This is a genomic window from Peribacillus saganii (assembly GCF_003429095.1).
Lineage (GTDB): Bacteria > Bacillota > Bacilli > Bacillales > DSM-1321 > Peribacillus > Peribacillus saganii.
This window is the reverse complement of record NZ_QVTE01000032.1, coordinates 1-18933: the sequence shown is the minus strand read 5'-3', so window position 1 is coordinate 18933 and position 18933 is coordinate 1. Positions and strand designations below refer to the sequence as shown.

The window sequence follows — 18933 nt, the reverse complement described above, 5'->3', positions numbered from 1 at the left end:
TATCTATTTAAACCACTGCACACCATTGTATTTAGCATAAAGAAATGCGCATTGCGGAGCGTTATGATGGCTGGAGAACGGAAACTACTACCCTTCACGTCTAGCTCTTGCACCCCTTCTCTCGCTTGCATCAGTAAGCGAGTGTTATGATGGTCCTTATTTTTGCGGACAGGACCTTTAAGCTGCTCTTAATTTACCGGAATTGATACGGTAGAAGGGGTGCAGCGTTTTTTTATACCCAGAAATAATTACAGATATGAAAGAGGAACAAAGGGGAAAACCTTTGGCATTTTGACGAGGATTAGATAGGGGAGGAAATGCTGAGATGAGAGAACAACTGGTGTTGCTTGATAATGTTGTATTCAAATATGACGGCCAGGAGCACAATGCAGTTGATCATGTTTCTTTTGATGTTTTTAAAGGGGAATGGCTTGCGATTGTAGGGCATAATGGGTCTGGCAAATCAACGCTTGCAAAGTTGCTAAACGGACTGCAATTTCCTTTGGAAGGCAAGATTATAGTGAATGGCATGGAGCTATCAGAAGAGTCCGTTTGGGATGTAAGAAAGCGAATAGGCATGGTTTTTCAAAATCCAGATAACCAGTTTGTAGGGACGACTGTCCAGGATGATGTGGCTTTTGGTTTAGAAAACGCGGGCATTGAACCGGAAATTATGAGAGAACGGGTTAAGAATGCATTAAAGCGAGTAAAAATGGATCAATTTCTTAATCAAGAGCCGCACCATCTTTCCGGGGGTCAAAAGCAGCGTGTTGCGATCGCGGGTGTACTGGCTCTCCAGCCGGATATCATTATCCTTGATGAAGCGACTTCGATGCTTGACCCGAGAGGAAGAGAAGAGGTACTGGAAACTGTGAGAGAATTGAAGGAAGAAAATGTCTTGACTGTGATATCCATAACTCACGATTTAGAAGAAGCTGCAAAAGCTGATCGGATGATTGTCATGAATCAAGGGACGGTTTATCGTAATGGAACTCCCCGGGAAATATTTCAGCTTGAGGAAGAACTGATTTCTTTGGGACTAGATATCCCTTTTTCAATCAAGCTGGCCAAATCGCTCCGTGAGAATGGTGTCGAGATAGAAGACAGGCAACTGACAGATGGAGAGTTGGTGAAAGAGTTATGCGAATTGAACTCCAGGATGTAGAATATCGTTACCAGGTAAATACCCCATTTGAGAGGCTGGCTATCCACGACGTTAACCTTGTTATTGAGCCTGGCACTTATACGGCTTTGATCGGTCACACCGGATCAGGAAAATCAACAATTCTTCAGCATTTAAATGGCCTGCTGCAGCCGACAAAAGGAAAGATACAGGTTGGTGACAGGACGATTGAAGCCGGAAAAAAAGAAAAACAGTTACGGCCGATTCGGAAAAAAGTTGGAATTGTGTTCCAATTCGCAGAGCATCAACTGTTTGAAGAAACCGTGGAAAAGGATATTTGCTTTGGGCCAATTAATTTCGGTGTCCCAGAGGCGGATGCGAAACTACTAGCTAGAGATGCCTTAAAGCAGGTAGGATTAGGGGAAGAAATACTGGGGAAATCCCCATTTGATTTATCCGGCGGGCAGATGAGGCGAGTTGCCATTGCCGGTGTTCTGGCAATGGAGCCAGAGGTATTAGTGCTTGATGAACCCACGGCAGGACTTGATCCGCGCGGCCGTAAAGAAATTATGGACATGTTTTATCAGCTTCATCAAGAACGGGGCATATCGACCGTACTAGTGACGCATAGCATGGAAGATGCAGCACGGTATGCAGATGAGATTGTGATTATGCATAAAGGGACTGTATACCAAAAAGGTTCTCCTAATGAAGTCTTTTCACAGCCGGAACAGCTGGTGGAGCTTGGGCTTGACGTGCCTGATACTGTCCGTTTTCAACTAAGGCTTCAAAAGGAGATGGGGGTCCGTTTTGATAAGCCGTGCCTGAATATAGAAGAGCTGGCAATGGAGATTAAGCGGGTAATGAAATGGGGTGAGCGCTCATGATGGAAAAGATGATCTTTGGCCGTTATGTTCCCGCTGAATCCCCCCTTCACAGAATGGATCCGCGTTCAAAATTACTGATGGTTTTTTTCTTTGTCTGCATCGTGTTTTTAGCCAATAATACCATGACATATGTGATTCTTGGAATCTTTACTTTAGTCCTAATCATTCTTTCGAAAATTCCATTTCGGTTTTTATATAACGGTTTGAAGCCGGTATTCTGGCTCATCTTGTTCACCTTGTTCCTCCATGTCTTTTTTACAAAGGAAGGCGAGGTTTTATACAGTATAGCAGGTCTGGACATTTACGAGGGCGGAGTCCGGCAGGGACTGTTTATTTCGCTTCGGTTCACATATTTGATCTTGATCACCTCTTTGCTGACACTCACGACAACACCTATTTCAATTACCGATGGAATGGAGCAGCTGCTTAATCCATTTAAAAAGCTGAAAATGCCTGTCCATGAGCTGGCACTGATGATGTCGATTTCGCTGAGGTTTATTCCAACCATTATGGAGGAAACCGATAAAATCATGAAAGCGCAGGCAGCGAGGGGTGTAGATTTTTCATCTGGACCAATTAAAGACAGGATCAAATCAATTGTACCTTTACTTGTTCCTTTGTTTGTCAGTGCCTTTAAGAGGGCAGAGGAACTTGCAATTGCCATGGAGGCTAGGGGTTACCGTGGTGGAGAGGGCCGAACCAAATACCGCCGGTTAAGATGGCAGACAGTGGATTCACTGCTCATAGTGTCACTTTTGGCCGTAACTGTTCTCCTGGTAATCTTTAGAACATGAGGAGAGGGCATATGCAAAAATACAAATGCACCATCTCGTACGATGGAACCCTATTTTCTGGGTATCAGGTACAGCCAAATAAACGGACGATCCAGAGTGAAATCGAAAAGGCATTGGGTAAAATGCATAAAGGCCAGGAAATAAAGATAACTGCTTCAGGAAGGACTGATGCAGGAGTGCATGCTAAGGGACAGGTCTTTCATTTTCAATCACCCCTTGCTATTCCACTTCCTAATTGGGAAAAAGGGCTGAACGCGATGTTACCGGATGATATTTCTGTGCTGGATATTGAACAGGCGGCTTCGGATTTTCATGCGAGGTTTGACGCTGTGGGCAAGGAGTACCGCTACTTCCTTTCTCGAGCTGAAAAAAGAGATCCCTTCAGCCGGAATTATGCCTATTATTACCCCTTTCCGTTAAACTATGACGTGATAAGGGAAGCGGCGCAGTTATTTATAGGAACTCATGACTTCACTTCATTTTGTTCGGCAAAAACAGAAGTGGTGGATAAGATCCGGACAATCCGCGAAATTGAGTTTTACGAAGAAGATGATAAATTGATTTTCAAATTTGTCGGAAACGGTTTTTTGTATAATATGGTAAGAATTATAATGGGAACGCTTCTGGAGGCTGGAAGCGGAAAAAAAAGTCCGGCAGAAATGCGGGATATTCTCGATAAAAAAGACCGCGGTGCAGCCGGAAAGACGGCTCCAGGGCATGGTTTGTACTTGTGGAAAGTACATTATTAAAGGAAATGAGAAAAAATTTTTCTGATGTCTAGCTCCAGCGCCCAGCCCCTCGAGGTCATAAGCCAATCACTTCGGAAGGCAAAAAGCGCCTTCCGTCAACGCTTGTCTTAGCTTATCGGACTTGCACAGGACAAGGAACGCTTCGGCAGCGACACATCGCACGAAACAAAGCGACAGCTTTGTGAGGATGTGCTGGCGTCGACGTTTCTTTTAATTTTTTTTAAAAGACAACTAATCCTGGTGTAACATTCTCTTGACAATGGCCCAGATAGCGGCTAATATAATATGGTATGTATTTTAATCCCACGATAGGCCCCGGAAGTCTTATTGTGATTGAAAATAAATATAACCATTGAACTTTTTTTAGGAGGGTAATCATGCGTACAACATTTATGGCGAAAGCAAATGAAGTTGAACGTAAGTGGTATGTTATCGACGCAGAAGGCCAAACACTTGGCCGTCTTGCTAGCGAAGTAGCAGCTATTTTACGCGGTAAAAACAAACCAACATTTACACCAAACGTAGACACTGGTGATCACGTAATCATCATTAATGCATCAAAGATCCATTTGACAGGTAAGAAATTGAATGACAAGATCTACTACCGTCACAGTCAATATGCTGGTGGTCTTAAAACAAGAACAGCTCTTGAAATGCGCACTAACTATCCTGAGAGAATGCTTGAACTTGCTATCAAAGGCATGCTTCCAAAGAACTCTCTAGGACGTCAAATGTTCAAAAAACTACACGTATATGCTGGCAGCGAGCACAAGCAACAAGCTCAACAGCCTGAAGTATACGAATTACGCGGATAATCAATAAGGAGGTAAACTATCTTGGCACAAGTTCAATATTATGGCACTGGCCGCCGCAAGAGCTCAGTTGCTCGTGTACGTTTAGTACCTGGCGAAGGCCGCATCATCATTAACGGACGTGAAATTGAAGATTATATCCCATTCGAAGCTTTACGTGAAGTTGTAAAGCAACCACTAGTAGCTACTGAAACTACTGGAAATTACGACGCTCTTGTTAGCGTTAATGGCGGTGGATACACTGGCCAGGCAGGCGCAATCCGTCACGGTATCGCTCGTGCATTGCTTCTTGCTGATCCAGAATACCGTCCAACTTTAAAAACAGCTGGACTATTAACACGTGACGCTCGTATGAAAGAACGTAAAAAATACGGTCTTAAAGGCGCTCGTCGTGCACCTCAGTTCTCAAAGCGTTAATTCTCGCTTTCAAAGACTCTCAGTCATTTTGGCTGGGGGTCTTTTTTTATTCTTAAAAAATGCTTTTGATCCCAATTTATAGCTGTAATGTATTTTTAAAAGAGAAGTTTATCTCAAAATGGAAGTTCTTTGAATTACCTCCATAAAACACTTTATTTTTTCCTTTTGGCAAATCCTTAACACATAGCCTGTTAAGGATTTTTAATTAAAAATATTTGAGTGTAGAAGTTTTTAAAAAATAGGCTTGCTATCGTGATCTGCCTTTACCAATATTTCATTCATCAAACCCCATATTACTAAGGTGAAGGGGGAGTCGCTATATGGGATATTGCGGAGGAGGCTATGGCGGTTACGGTAATGGCGGCGGCTGCGGTTTTGTATTAATCGTAGTCCTATTTATTCTGTATTGTAGGAGCTTCCTACTGGGGAGGTGGCTATTAAATCACCCCGAGTTACATTCCCTTTTTACCAAAAAGCCTATCTACTATCTCAGGTGGATTGGTTTTCTTTTTGTTTATGTTCCTGCTTTAAAAAATAGATCAGAAGGTATCTTGTCTTTTAACTTTTCAGTAAAAATACAATGGGCTCTCAACCAATTTGGTTGGGGGTCCTTCCATTAATGGTTTTTGACCACATTTTAACCAGACTCACAACTCGAAATACTGAGCCGGTGTTTGTTCTTTTTAGAGTTTCCGTCCGTGTATGTAATAATCATTTCTATGCTTCTTGAAACTTACTTTCAGAACTTACTGTAATGAAGCCACAGTACCACAGCATGAAATAGGCTGTTAAATCAGTAACACTGACCTAACAAGAATCATAATTTGTTGAAGAGAGTATACGTAGTATCGGTTGGCAGTTTACAGAACTGATGAATTTCCTTCGTTTAAACTCTTGTTATGTACCTGTTATTAAAAACAGAGGAGAGGAAAAAATGTACAATTTTCAAAATGATCTTCAGTCTTTAGGAATGGATAATTTCCAAGTTGGTGATTTAATGCCTATAGATGATAACAGCCAAGACATGCGCCAGTATGGCGGTCGTTGTGGAGGCTACCGTTGCGGAGGCTACCGTTGTGGAGGCTACCGATGCGGAGGCTATCGTTGTGGCGGTTATCGTTGTTATAACTGTTACAGCTGTTATAGCTGTTATAGCTGTTACAACTGTTGGGGTGGTTGGTAATTCTCAACGAAAAAAAGATTTTATGATAAAAAAAATGCCCCCTGTATGCCGTGATGCAGGGGCTCTTCTTTTAGGGTTAATCATAATGGACAAATAAGCGTACATAACATGATAGTGCATAACTAGTAATGTTTAGAATAAGGAGGGGCTGAATGACCAAACTTAACTCGTCAGCACGATTGAAAGCTAAAAGGGATACATTTTTTCTCCCTGATCCAAAGGGAGGTGTGTATTTCAGAAATAACTTAAGCTCATTTCGAATGGAAGGTAACACAATCTATCAGTGGATAGAAAAATTGATGCCATTGTTCAACGGAGAGCAAACATTGGGAGATTTAACCGAGGGGTTAACGGCACCGTATCGAGAAAGGGTATATCAGATTGGAGAAATATTGTACCAGCAGGGCTTTGTACGCGATATAAGCAAGGACACTCCGCATCAGTTAGATAGTCATGTTCTTGAAAAATATGCATCGCAAATTGAATTTATTGAGAATTTTGTGGAATCCGGTGCGTATCATTTTCAAAAGTACCGACAGGCTAAAGTTCTGGCTGTCGGCGCTGGCCCCTTCATGCTTTCATTGGTTTCTGCATTAGTCGAGTCAGGATTGCCTAAATTTCATTTCATGATAACGGATTCCATTCCTACAAATCGGCCGCGGCTGAATGAATTAATGAAGAATGCCAGCAAGGCGGATTCCGAAGTTGAGATAGAGGAGGTACACTTTCAAAAAGCGCCAGGGAGAAGTTTTTGGAGAGAAGCTGTGCAGCCATATGATTGGATACTGTATGTTTCACAGGACGGAAATATAAATGAACTGAGGAGTCTTAATCAGGTTTGCAAAGAGGAGAGGAAATCATTTATACCTGGCATGTGTTTGGAACAAACGGGGCTCGCTGGCCCAGTTGTTCATCCGGAATCGGATGGATGCTGGGAGTCCGCATGGCGCCGCATCCATCAAACTGCAGTACAAGGAGAACGAGAGCCTCAAGTCTTTTCTTCAACCGCAGTATCGTTACTGGCAAATGTCACTGTATTCGAATTTTTTAAAAATGCTACAGGAATAGCACAGTCAAATCAAGGGAATCAGATTTACCTGCTTGATCTTGAAACGCTGGAAGGTGATTGGTTATCATTCATCACACACCCGTTGGTTACGGCTAGAAGTATTACGCCCACACTGGTTGAAGATCTTGTTTTTAGGATCAAACAGGAATTAATCAGAAATGACCAGCCGAAAAAATTATTGGAATACTTCAGTCGGTTAACTTCCAAGCAGTGTGGTATTTTCCATACCTGGGAGGAACGAAATCTGGCACAGCTTCCAATTGCACAATGCTATGTTCAAGCAGTTAACCCGGTGTCGGAGGGACCGGCAGAGATTCTTCCAGAAATTGTCTGTGCTGGCCTTACACATGTGGAAGCAAAAAGAGATGCCGGGCTGACGGGTATTGAAATGTATGTTTCCAAAATGATAGATTTACATGCTCAGGCATTTAAAAATCAGAAAGATAAGGCCGGTGCGAACATACCAGAGGGATTTATAGGCATCGGTGCAGGTGAATCCATTGCAGAGGGTGTTTGTCGAGGGCTTCAAAGATATTTAGACGAAGAATTGAGAAAAGGAACGGTTGATCTACTAAATAAGATTTTTTATTTGCAGCTAGGATCAATAGGCGATCAGCAATGCAGATATTATTTAAATGCTCTGACTACCTTGAACGGTCCACCGACAATAGGTTTGAGGGAGGATATAGCTGGATTCCCCGTCATATCGGTTAGATCGAATGGTCGTTGGTACACAAGGGCAGGTTTAAATCTAACATTGGCATTACGAAATGCATTGCTGCTATCGCTATTGGACACTGAAAACCAGGTGAATTCCGAAGTGAGGCAAGAGATAGTGTCAGCGGGTTTTCTTCAAAAAAAGGAAACCAAACTGGAAATCCCCTCTTTTGATGACATGTCACAATGGGAACTATTACAATCTTCCATTCAAGTCCTAAACCAAAACAGCAAACGGCTATTCGTTTATGATCTTGCGTTCGAACCTTTTTTAAAAAAGGAACTGGCAGGAGTGTTTGGTGTACAGGTACGAGAGGAGGAATGCTAATGGCTGCCGATATTCTAATTGATGGACAGGGTTTATTAGCGGATTTTGTCCATGAGCAATTGTCCGGTAATTATCTTGTAAAGCGGCTAGGTGCATTAGAGGAAATTCCAGAGGCAACAGAATTAGCTCTGGTGCTGCACGATGCATGGCATCCGACAGTTCATCAAAAAGCGGAAGAAAGATATAGGGTCACAGGTATACCGTGGCTTCGAGGTTTCGTTTCATTTGGGGAAGGAATAATTGGTCCATTGGTACGTCCAGATACACCTGGATGCTCTCGCTGTGCTGATAGAAGGAGAGTTATGGCTGGGCCTGATCGCCAAGAAATGTGGGAGTTTCAGCTTAGATTTTCAGCAGGAGAAAGTATACTGCGAGATGCATGGGCATCACGAACGGGCCTATTGCAAATGTCAATGTTGATATGTAACGAAGTGCAGAGGGTTCTTCAAGGAGAATCCAGCAACTTAGAAGAAAAAATATATATTACTCACCTGAGAACGTTGACGAACTTTAGTCATCTTTTCTTGCCAGATCCATTGTGCCCGTTATGCAGTTCGTTACCTGAGGATACATCGGAATTGGCTCGGATCAGGTTAGAATCCAGTCCTAAAATAAATGGGGGTGGCTATCGCTGCCGTTCGATGGATGAATTAAAAACAGTACTAGCAAAAGACTATCTTGATTATCGTACTGGGATCATGAATGGGAAAATGCAGGATTTGAGGCTGCCGTTTGCTGATGTTTTAGTGAACATGCCGCTGTTTGGAGCGGATGAGGGAGTTGCAGGAAGGTCTCATTCTTATCAATTGAGCGAGTTAACTGCTATCTTGGAAGGTTTGGAGCGATATTGCGGAATCGAGCCTCGAGGCAAAAGGAAGGCAGTTCGTGATAGTTACCGCAACTTGGAGAAAATAGCACTAAACCCTGAAAGAACAGGTTTACATGAAGAGGATCAATATCAAAAACCTCATTTTCCGTTTAAACCATTTCATCCTGATGATCCAATGAATTGGGTATGGGGGTATTCATTTTTACAAAAACGTCCTCTCCTTGTGCCGGAGTTGCTAGCCTATTACAGCTTGGGCTATGGGGAGGGCTTTGTTTATGAAACCTCCAACGGATGTGCTTTAGGTGGGAGATTAGAGGAAGCTATTTTCCATGCTATTATGGAGGTTGTTGAGCGAGATTCCTTCTTGTTAACCTGGTATGCCAGGCTTCCTCTTCGTCGCCTTGACCTTAGATCTGCTAACGATACAGAATTGGATCTGATGGTCGACCGTTTATGTGAGGTGGCGGGATATGACATTCATATATTCAATTCAACGATGGAACATGGAATTCCAAGTGTCTGGGCAGTGGCTAAAAACAGAAAATCCAAGGGTTTAAATCTCATTTGTGCAGCCGGAGCTAATCCTGACCCTGTAAGGGCTGTAAAAAGCACAATTTACGAGCTTGCAGGAATGATGTTTAGAGATGATGAAAAATTGGAACAAAATCGAAAGAAATATGAAGGCATGCTGCAAGACCCGTTCGCAGTACGTAGCATGGAGGACCATGGTTTACTCTACGGTCTGCCAGAAGCAGAGGAGAGATTGAATTTTTTATTGGATGATCAACGTCCTTTACGTACGTTTGCTGAGGAATTCAAGCCGGCAACGAAGTACACAGACCTGAAGGATGATCTTCAAGAAATTCTCCAGAAGTTTCGCGAGTTAAACCTTGAGGTCATTGTAGTGGATCAGTCAACACCTATAACCGCACGGAATGGATTAACTTGCGTAAAGGTATTGATTCCAGGAATGCTGCCGATGACATTTGGCCATCATCTTATCCGTGTGAAAGGTCTGGAGAGGGTACTGGAGGTACCGATGAAACTCGGTTTTATGAAGCAGCCATTATCGTATGAACAGCTTAATCCCTATCCCCATCCATTCCCATAATTGAAGAGTAGGAGGCAAAAGATTGGAGCTAGAGACACTTCTAAGCCATCTGCATTTTGACACAGATAAAGTCTTTCCGCCAGATTGGCAGGTGGATTGGGAAGATGCGCCGCTTCCCTATAAACTGTACCGCGGTTTACCATCGATTCCACTAACAGCAGATATACCATTAACACTTAAGAAACGAGAATCTCAATACAATCCAAGCTTGGCGGAGCTTGGCCATTTTTTGTGGTACGTATACGGGCTTACTCAATATTCTCAATCCGCTTTAACCGAGGGAAGCAGGCATCAAGCTGTTAGCTTTGCTCAGTCTCTTCGCAGATTTGTTCCTTCAGGAGGGGCGTTGTATCCTAATGAAATTTATGTGTATGCAAAGCTGGAGGACGCCCCAACGGGAATTTACCATTACGATGCGGCGCATCATCGCCTCATTTTGCTTCGGGAAGGAAATTATGACTCCTACTTGTCCAGAAGTCTAGGAAATGGTTGTGATATTTCTCAATGTTTTTGCACCGTTTTCGTCTCAACTGTTTTTTGGAAAAACTTCTATAAATACAATAATTTTTCATACCGGCTGCAGGGGTTAGATGCAGGTGCATTAATCGGGCAATTTTTAGAAGTGGCCAATAGCATGGGCTTCTTCACACGCGTATGCTACCAATTCCTTGATCAGTCTATCAACCATCTGCTTGGGCTATCCGGACAGGAGGAAAGTGTATATGCGGTTCTCCCATTATCTATTTACCGAATTATCAATGGTGGTGACATAGATCTTAAGGGGGAAGAGATTATTTCTGCCACTGAATTGAGCCGGGAGGTGCCTTTGTTGAGGCATGTTTCCTATAACCGCTCAAAGAGAGCCATTGATTATCCGCTGTTGAAAAAACTTAATGAAGCCTCAATGTATGAAACAACGCAGTCATTTGGGGAGATAAATAAAAAAGATATTATACATTCTTCCATAGGTACGGAGATGATCTTGCTTCCATTTACCGAAAGCTTCTCTTATGATCTCGGGTCTGTTTGCAGGGAGCGGCATTCTCCTGATACCGATTTTATATTGGGAAAAGTGAGTTTAAAACAACTATCCATTTTGTTAAAAGATGCATCGTCCTTCTCGTACCAGAATGACCTTGACGAAACAACTGGGAATGGTGAGACTCGTGTTTCTTTGTATGGAAGTTTTTATAACGTTGAGGGAATTCCAAATGGCGCGTACTCATATAACAAAAGAGCTCATGCACTTCAGAGCATAATAGAGGGGGATTACCGGCAGTATTTACAATTTGGATTAACAATGCCCAATGTGAACCTGTTTCAGGTTCCGCTCTGTATTCATGTCGTTGGAGATAAGGATCATCTCAAAAGGACACTCGGTTATAGAGGATATCGCATTCAACAGATGGAAGCTGGCATTCTTGTACAGCGACTGCTCTTAGTATCAGGTGCCTTAGGAATGGGCGGGCATCCACTGCTAGGATTCGATGCGAACCAATGTGATAAACTTTATAGGATTGATTCGAAAGGAAAAACCAGCTTGATCCAGATTCCGGTGGGTCCATACCGTCCCCGTGCCTGGCTAAAAGGGAGTTTGCTTAGCTAAAGAACAGCGGTCACGATCTGTCTTTTCATAATAAAAAGCCTGTTAATCACGAGTTATCTCATATCATATTATTTCGGTTTTATTTTGTTATAAAGGAATGAAGAATGTAGAAAATACGGTTTTAAAGAAACTGTTTGTCATCTCCTGAGCTGGCGCTTCAAAGGTTCTCAACCATTTGGTTGGGGGCTTTTTTATAAGATAGGAAAGCATTCCTATTTAACAAGTACAAATGTCTAGCTCCAGCGCCCAGCAACTTTTTTTCTTATGGAAAAAAGCCCTCGAATGTTGTGACCAAAAGCCGTCAATGTACTGCAATAAAGTGCCATTGCAAACCAGGTCATAAGCCAATCGCTAACGACCGCTTTCTGTCAATACTTGTCTTATGCTTGTCGGACTTGCACAGGACAAGAAAGGCTTCGACAGCGACACATCCCACGAAACAAAGCGACAGCTTTGTGAGGATGTCCTGGCGTCGATGTTTGGCACAGGACGTGTCAGACCTTGGTCGGCGTTCCTCTACCAGCGCTTGCGCTTTTCTTTTGTTTAGAAAACGGCAGTTCACCCCGGCAATTATAGGCAGAGTTGCCATTGCCCCTAATCCTGATCAAAAACTTTTGTTTAACATGACATTTTATTCTCTCAAACAAAAAATTTATCCTTTCAAGCAAAAAAAAATTTTCAGATAATATTATATATGGTAAAATAGTCCTGGTAAACTATACTTAGTTAATAAGTTAAGAATGATGAATCAGGGGCAAACCTAATTGAAAAATGGGGACGCAAAGTCACAGATCTAAAGCTTATCGCTAGGATGGCTGGACTGCAGAGTTGATTTCAAAGAAGTTGATTCATGTGAATATTAGATCTATTCTTTGCTTCCTTTTTTTAAAACCATAATATTGATTATTACTCTTTAAGAATGCATCAATGTGGAAAGAAAAGAGGGACTAGTGTGAGTTTAAAAAACAATAGTAGTAAGTTTTACCGCAATTTAATTCAACAGCAGGATCTGTTATACGAATTAGACAAGAGACTTGATAAAAAAGATTCTAATGCTGTAGAAAACTTAGAAGAAACCTTAAGTAGAATAGAAACAAAACTAGATATTTTATTAATGCAAAAGGGCAAGTAATGTTTTACAGAATAAGACCATTCCATTATGACGGTCATTTAACATCATGTTAAAGTGATTAGCGTTTAAAGAAAAGTTTTAGAAGCTGAAGCGATCTTTAACGTTTCCGAAAGAACACGAATATATACCTGCCAATAAGATTTTAAAAATATACAGAAGTAAAGGCTCTCACCTTTGTTGGGGCTTTTTTTGTTGTTAAAGACATCCCCTTTAATCGCCAATCATTGTCACCACATGTAAAACTAAGGTGAGCGCTTTGAAGTGTTAACGGACTGCTGATCTTTTTTAGTTAGTATTCATGGAACGCTTTAGGTTAGCACCTAAAATCGTATGTTTATGATTGGAAGAGTTAATTCGCAATCAATTTGTTTTCCGCATTGGGAAGTGTTGAGGAAATTGGAGAATAAACAGCAATCTTTTTTAATACGCAGTAGAAAAAAATATTACCACTGGAATGTTTAGCACCCGATGACTCTCAACTATTCTGGCTTAGCATCTTTGTGTTTCTGATTCCACGTATTTCGAATAGTGTGTATGAAAATCTGTCACAGTACATTGTTGCTTTTTATTATCCCCGACTTTCCTGCTGGTTCCTCTATAAATTATTGCCACCAGCTCCCCAGTAAAAAACAAGAATCGACACCGCTTTGAGGCTAAAACTAAATACATACCCGGGAAAAGACCGGGAAATGGGGTTAAACCCCCATCACGAGGTGCAGATATATGAATGTGATTACAACATTGAAGGAAAAACGGAGAGAGAAACAGATCAAGTATGAACGTATAGTTCTTAGGGATATATCAATCGGGAATATGAAAAAAAGGGTGCAGGAGTTTTTTGCAGAGGACAAGACGTTTGGAGTAGCGTTTAGTCAGGTCCTTGAGGAAGGTTGTTTTGATGTTGCTGTTGAGTCATATCTGCTGGGTGCCAATTTCAGCAAATTTGGTTACCATGGTGAACCGATAGAAGCCGTTAAACATAGATGCTTATCAGAAGAGAAACATCTTATAGATACCCTGTTTAATTTTATCTTGTACTGGGGAAAGGTCGCCGATAATGATCTTTATAACGAGTCTTTGTATTATCGCTGTGAAAGGTTTGTGGAAACGTGGTGGAAAGAAGGGTATGAAAATGGGGAACGCCGCTATAAAATGCGGCTGCTCCATTAACCAATTGCAACCATAATAAACGGTTTCTAATCATTAGTTCTATTTCGCATTATCGTCCCATATTTTTTTAATGTAGGACTAGCGAAAAGGAGATAGGCCAAATGAGAAGGAAGCTGAAATATACCGGTTTTGCACTTGGAATTATCTTGTTATTTTTAATAATGACAATGAATTTGGTGGAGAATAACTCATGGAAGCCGTGGAATCTCCCATTAAGCGGAAAGGTAATCATTTTAGATGCTGGACATGGAGCCCCTGACGCTGGAGCAAATTTCCTAAATGCACTTGAAAAGGACATTGCTCTTTCCATAACCAAAAAAATCAGAACTTTTTTGGAGGAACAGGGGGCGCTGGTCATTCTTACGAGGGAAGACGACGGTGATCTGGCTGCCAAGGAAACAAAAGGGCTAAGCAACCGTAAGCGGGAAGACCTTCGGAAAAGAGTAGAAATTATCAACAACTCTGATGCTGATCTATTTCTTAGCATTCACTTAAATTCGCTTCCATCACATAAGTGGAAGGGTGCTCAGACTTTTTATTCCTTACGATATGAAGAAAATAAACAAGTTGCAACGTATATTCAGTCAGAAATTAAAAGAAACTTGGAAAACACAGATCGTAAGGCGAAAACATTAGGTTCTGTTTATATACTAAAGAATGCAAAGAAACCGGGTGCACTAGTTGAAGTTGGTTTCCTCTCTAATCCGGAGGATCGTAAAAACCTCACTAATGAGGATTACCAAGAAAGTATTGCAGCATCCATTTACACGGGAATCCTGAAATACTTCACAGAAGAACCTCCAAAGTAAAAATTAATATTGTGGTGCCCTGCATCGCAGCAGGGTTTTTTTACATTTTTTACAATGGAAATCCAAACATTTTGTCACCTTTATGACACCCCAGAATTTTCTACATATTAGCCGAACTCTCTATATTTGTGAGTTAACAAGCCGCTGCAGTGCGAAATAGAAACAATAATATGATATACTAATTTCTGAAAACGAATTCAATGAGGCAGGTGCTACCGTGTTAACAGAACAAAAAGTTATCGAAGCCTTACATAACTTGCAGGATCCGTTTCTCCATAAAAGCCTGGAAGAAACAAATGGCATTCTGGAGGTTAAGATAAAACCAGAAAAGAATCATGTGAGTGTTAAGATTGCGATTGCCAAAACAGGAACTGGAGAACAAATGCAGTTTCAGGGCAAGATCGTGGAACTGTTGAAGAACGCTGGTGCAGATACAGTGGGAATCCGGTTTGCGGAATTACCTGCGGAAGAATTGGCTAAGCATCGGGCAAGTTCTCCCCCAGAAGATCTTGGTTTGCTGTCTCCTGGCAATAAAACGCAGTTTATTGCGATTGCCTCTGGGAAAGGAGGAGTTGGTAAATCTACGATCTCAGTCAACTTTGCAACAGCACTTGCACGGCTGGGCAAAAAGGTTGGTTTAGTGGATGCCGATATATATGGTTTCTCTGTTCCGGATATGATGGGAATTACAAAGAGACCTGTTGTACGCGGTGAAAAAATAATCCCAGTTGAACGCTTTGGTGTTAAAGTTATTTCAATGGGCTTTTTCGTGGAGGATAATGCCCCAATTATCTGGAGAGGGCCGATGCTCGGAAAAATGCTCAACAGCTTCTTCAATGAGGTAGAATGGGGAGAGTTGGATTTTCTGGTACTGGATCTTCCGCCGGGAACAGGTGATGTAGCGCTTGATGTGCATAATATGCTTCCATCATGTAAGGAAATTATCGTAACAACTCCTCATCCGACAGCGGCTTTTGTCGCGGCTCGCGCTGGAGCAATGGCTATTAAAACGAATCACGAAGTAATCGGAGTAATCGAAAATATGTCTTATTTTGAAAGTCAGGTAACAGAAGAAAAGGAGTATGTATTCGGACAAGGCGGTGGCAAGAAGCTCGCTGAAGAGCTCCAGACACAATTGCTTGGACAGCTCCCGCTTCAGCAGCCTGACTGGAACGAAGATGACTTTGCACCTTCAATTTATGCAGAGGATCACAAACTGGGCCTTATTTATACAGATATTGCCCGGAAAGTAGTAAATATCCTTTAAAAACTATAAGAAGCCTTCTCGCATGAGAAGGCTTCTTATGGTTGCATCAGATGTAATGTCGTTAACTTCCGCCTTCTTGTTTTTTTTGCGATTGCATTTGTTCAGCGGCCTGCATAAGGATATCCTGAATCTTTTCCTGCGCTAAAGGGCTATCCATCGTCTCAAGCATAATTCTTTTGGTTTCATCACGCATGGCTTTGCTCTTGATTAAAGTCCTCAGCTCTTTTTGAAGCTCGGGATCCTGCATCACTTCCATAAGCATTCCCCGATATTGTGGATCTTTCATTAAATCCTTAAGAAGACTCTCATGCTCCTGGCGCAGTCCTTTTGCATAGGCTGAAGCAAATTTGGGATCGTCAAATGCCTTTTGCCAAAACTCTTTTGCTTTATCTGAAGTCATGGATTGTTCAATGGTGGAAGAGACAACCTTTTGATCCATAACCATCTGGCTTTTGACCTTTTCATCAGACATAACGTCCTGGATTGCCTTCTTGCCTTCGTCCGTTTTTAGTATATCGACAACCATTTTCTTAGTTTCTTCATATTGGACTCTTTCACCGCCGGACTCTTTTGGAGAACAGCCGGTAAAAAGGATACAGATAGCTGAGAAGATACAGAATACCACTCTAATTCTCATTTGGTAAGAGCCCCTTTCATGACTTCATAATCTTAATATGGTACTTGTAAAAAAAAATATTCGCTTGCAGAAATTGTAGATTTTTGTAAGGGTGGTTGGTACAATCAAGGGGATGAATAAGACTTGGGGGAAAAAAAGTGAACAGCCGTAATTTGGTTCGATTATTTATAACAACATTGCTCTTAGGAGGTGTAACAGCCGGAATTGTCGGTTTTGTTGCCCGCTGGGATGAATACAGGTCACTGTTTGCCTCCGGAGATGTAGGCGAGTTATTCATGACGTTTTTCTGGTTAGTAGGAGTAGGATTTATATTTAGTGTAATCAGCCAAATGGGCTTCTTTGCATACTTAACTATCCATCGCTTTGGATTAGGTATATTTAAAACGGTAAAACTCTGGAATGCAGTTCAAATCGTACTTATTGTTTTTGTTTTATTTGACGTAGTTTATTTCCGTTTCACAGCTTTCTCAGACGGTGAAGGGATTACAGGCTATATTGGATGGGCTATCGTTCTGTTAGCAGTAGGGCTGATTATGGCATATTTAAAAATGAAACAAACAAATAAACAAGCCTTTATTCCTGCGTTATTTTTCATGATAGTTGTGACCGCAGTGGAATGGGTACCGGTTTTGCGCATTAACGATAACAGCTGGATGTATTTTATGCTGATACCTCTTTTAATCTGTAATTCCTATCAGTTATTAATATTAACCAAACTTAATGAAATGTCGATGAAAGAATTGGCATTAAAAAGGAAAAAATGACCTTCCTGGCGGAGGTCATTTTTTTATGAAATAACGAAAGAGTAACTTCGCACCAAACAAACGCCAAGTTTGTGAGGACGTGCCAGAGACTGGCGTAGCCTCGGTACGTGGTACAATTAGCTGTGGTCCTTCATCTGTTAGGGAGCTTACACTTTTCTTAGACTATTTCACTTCTTCACTTCGAGAAGAAGAATTGGATATCATTTCAGAAACAGTTACCAAATTTAAGTGCTTTGAATGGATATTGTTCAGGATTTCGGGTAATGCTCCGGCCGTTTGCTTTGCTGAGTCGGAAGCATGAAGCAAGACAATATCTCCATTCTCCGCGATCTTAAGATTTTCTACAATCTTGTCTGTTCCAGGATTCGTCCAATCTTTAGAATCCAGGCTCCAATGAACTACAGAGTAACCGAATCTATCTGCTATTTTTAAAAACCGTTTATCAAAATGTCCTGTCGGAGCGCGAACTAACTTGATCTTTTTTACGCCCAGTTTTTTAAACGCAACCTGTGCTTTAGAGATATCCTTGATAATTTCTCTGTCCTCAAGATCAGTGTAATCCTCGTAGTCATAGCCAAGCATTCCGATTTCATAGCCTTCCTTTACGATCCGGCTGACAATATCCGGATGCCTTTCAGCCCAGGCCCCCGATAAGAAAAAGGTAGCTGCTTTAACGTTCCCTGACTTTAAGGTATCAAGAATAGGGACTGCTTTCTCATCTCCCCAGCCAATATTAAAGGTTAACGCAAGACCCTTTTCTCCTTCATAAACAGCTTTAGGTCCACTAGCAGTTGAGAAAACCGGTATATTGACAATTTCTTGAATATAAAAAAACCATGCTGTAAATAACGCAGTAAGCAAAATGAACGCATACTGTTTCACCCGTCTTGCATTTAATACCACAAAAAAATTCATTATCATCACCTCGTCCAAGCACTCTTGAAACATCCTATGCTTCTTTTGGAGAGTTCATGCTAAAACTTAAAATGATTCAATCATAAAATTAGGCCAAATGGAAAGTATAGTAAAAAAGTTAATGAGGTGGAGTAATGCTTGGTTTCATGATTTCCGAAATGGAACAGAAGGAAATAGAGTATTTATTAAAGAGAGAATTGGATGAAATCCTATTTGATTTAATGGACGACCGGATTGACCAAGTTGTTAAAAGAGCGATGGAGGAAAGGTATAAAATATTATTTAACCTTTTCAAAAGAGTGGCTCCGCCTAAGGAATGTCTTAAATATATGCGAACCAAAACCCCTGCTAAGAGGAAGTCACATACGGGGAAGAATTCACTGAAAGATTCTGAGGTGAAAAAGTAAAAAAGTTGTTGACGGAATATTTTAATCCTGATATATTATAAAAGTTGCTTACGACAAAGGAAAAAGTCGAAATTAGTAATGAACTAGTTATAAAAATGTGTTGACTTCTAGTTGACGGATTGATATAATAACAAAGTCGCCTCCGAGAGAGTGACACCATGAATTGCTCTTTGAAAACTGAACAAAACAAAGCGCCAACGTTTTAAT

General features: G+C 41.4%; 18 protein-coding genes, 1 pseudogene and 1 riboswitch. Of the genes and pseudogenes, 17 read left to right on the top strand and 2 right to left on the bottom strand.

The features are described from left to right. The first annotated feature begins 325 nt into the window (after positions 1–325). The 15 genes and pseudogenes from D0469_RS11610 to D0469_RS11540 all read left to right on the top strand — a co-directional run bounded on the left by D0469_RS11610 (position 326) and on the right by D0469_RS11540 (position 16003). Positions 326–1165: an energy-coupling factor ABC transporter ATP-binding protein gene (locus tag D0469_RS11610; RefSeq protein ID WP_117326920.1), complete on the top strand. Its 840-nt coding sequence runs from the start codon at positions 326–328 to the stop codon at positions 1163–1165. Continuing rightward, complete coding sequence (locus D0469_RS11605) at positions 1141–2010, top strand: energy-coupling factor ABC transporter ATP-binding protein (RefSeq protein WP_117326919.1); 870 nt, start codon at positions 1141–1143, stop codon at positions 2008–2010. The genes D0469_RS11610 and D0469_RS11605 overlap by 25 nt, the downstream gene beginning before the upstream one ends. Continuing rightward, on the top strand, positions 2007–2804 hold the full coding sequence (locus tag D0469_RS11600) for an energy-coupling factor transporter transmembrane component T family protein (protein ID WP_117326918.1): 798 nt from the start codon (positions 2007–2009) through the stop codon (positions 2802–2804). Before D0469_RS11605 ends, D0469_RS11600 begins: the two co-directional genes overlap by 4 nt. Before the next feature lie 11 nt (positions 2805–2815). After that, a complete protein-coding gene (gene truA, locus D0469_RS11595; RefSeq protein WP_117326917.1) occupies positions 2816–3553 on the top strand; it encodes a tRNA pseudouridine(38-40) synthase TruA in 738 nt (245 codons plus the stop codon). A gap of 377 nt (positions 3554–3930) precedes the next feature. Continuing rightward, on the top strand, positions 3931–4368 hold the full coding sequence (rplM, locus tag D0469_RS11590; RefSeq protein ID WP_117326916.1) for a 50S ribosomal protein L13: 438 nt from the start codon (positions 3931–3933) through the stop codon (positions 4366–4368). A gap of 21 nt (positions 4369–4389) precedes the next feature. Further along, the gene (gene rpsI / locus D0469_RS11585; RefSeq protein WP_117326915.1) at positions 4390–4782 is read left to right on the top strand and encodes a 30S ribosomal protein S9; all 393 of its coding nucleotides are present in this window, start codon (positions 4390–4392) and stop codon (positions 4780–4782) included. A 320-nt stretch (positions 4783–5102) separates the two neighbouring features. After that, positions 5103–5186, top strand: a pseudogene (locus D0469_RS11580) (sporulation protein YjcZ); the annotation flags it as partial. 467 nt (positions 5187–5653) lie between these two features. After that, entirely contained in the window at positions 5654–5965 is a 312-nt protein-coding gene (locus D0469_RS22145; RefSeq protein WP_117326914.1) for a heterocycloanthracin/sonorensin family bacteriocin, read from the top strand. Positions 5966–6117: 152 nt separating this feature from the next. Next, entirely contained in the window at positions 6118–8079 is a 1962-nt protein-coding gene (locus D0469_RS11570) for a putative thiazole-containing bacteriocin maturation protein (protein ID WP_117326913.1), read from the top strand. Further along, a complete protein-coding gene (locus tag D0469_RS11565) occupies positions 8079–10019 on the top strand; it encodes a TOMM precursor leader peptide-binding protein (RefSeq protein WP_117326912.1) in 1941 nt (646 codons plus the stop codon). Before D0469_RS11570 ends, D0469_RS11565 begins: the two co-directional genes overlap by 1 nt. 22 nt (positions 10020–10041) lie before the next feature. Continuing rightward, positions 10042–11625, top strand: a complete 1584-nt coding sequence (locus D0469_RS11560) for a SagB family peptide dehydrogenase (protein WP_117326911.1) — start codon at positions 10042–10044, stop codon at positions 11623–11625. A 743-nt stretch (positions 11626–12368) separates the two neighbouring features. Beyond that, positions 12369–12453: riboswitch (cyclic di-GMP riboswitch) on the top strand. Between the two features lie 124 nt (positions 12454–12577). Continuing rightward, positions 12578–12757, top strand: a complete 180-nt coding sequence (locus D0469_RS11555) for a hypothetical protein (RefSeq protein WP_117326910.1) — start codon at positions 12578–12580, stop codon at positions 12755–12757. 723 nt (positions 12758–13480) lie between these two features. Continuing rightward, positions 13481–13927 carry a YbaK family protein gene (locus tag D0469_RS11550; RefSeq protein ID WP_117326909.1) on the top strand — a complete coding sequence of 149 codons (447 nt, stop codon included), beginning with the start codon at positions 13481–13483 and terminating at the stop codon, positions 13925–13927. A 101-nt stretch (positions 13928–14028) separates the two neighbouring features. After that, positions 14029–14736 (top strand): N-acetylmuramoyl-L-alanine amidase CwlD, encoded by a 708-nt coding sequence (cwlD, locus tag D0469_RS11545; protein WP_117326908.1) that lies wholly within the window; start codon positions 14029–14031, stop codon positions 14734–14736. 217 nt (positions 14737–14953) lie between these two features. Then, positions 14954–16003, top strand: a complete 1050-nt coding sequence (locus D0469_RS11540; RefSeq protein WP_117326907.1) for an Mrp/NBP35 family ATP-binding protein — start codon at positions 14954–14956, stop codon at positions 16001–16003. Between the two features lie 61 nt (positions 16004–16064). On the opposite strand, the gene gerD is transcribed toward D0469_RS11540, so the two are convergent. After that, positions 16065–16640 carry a spore germination lipoprotein GerD gene (gerD, locus tag D0469_RS11535; RefSeq protein WP_117326906.1) on the bottom strand — a complete coding sequence of 192 codons (576 nt, stop codon included), beginning with the start codon at positions 16638–16640 and terminating at the stop codon, positions 16065–16067. A 137-nt stretch (positions 16641–16777) separates the two neighbouring features. Between gerD and D0469_RS11530 the strand changes: the two genes are divergently transcribed. Then, on the top strand, positions 16778–17404 hold the full coding sequence (locus D0469_RS11530; RefSeq protein ID WP_117326905.1) for a KinB-signaling pathway activation protein: 627 nt from the start codon (positions 16778–16780) through the stop codon (positions 17402–17404). Between the two features lie 162 nt (positions 17405–17566). On the opposite strand, the gene pdaB is transcribed toward D0469_RS11530, so the two are convergent. After that, the gene (pdaB, locus tag D0469_RS11525; protein WP_117326904.1) at positions 17567–18319 is read right to left on the bottom strand and encodes a polysaccharide deacetylase family sporulation protein PdaB; all 753 of its coding nucleotides are present in this window, start codon (positions 18317–18319) and stop codon (positions 17567–17569) included. Positions 18320–18453: 134 nt separating this feature from the next. Here pdaB and D0469_RS11520 point away from each other — a divergent pair, with 134 nt between their 5' ends. Further along, positions 18454–18726 (top strand): hypothetical protein, encoded by a 273-nt coding sequence (locus D0469_RS11520; RefSeq protein WP_117326903.1) that lies wholly within the window; start codon positions 18454–18456, stop codon positions 18724–18726. The last annotated feature ends 207 nt before the right edge of the window (positions 18727–18933 follow it).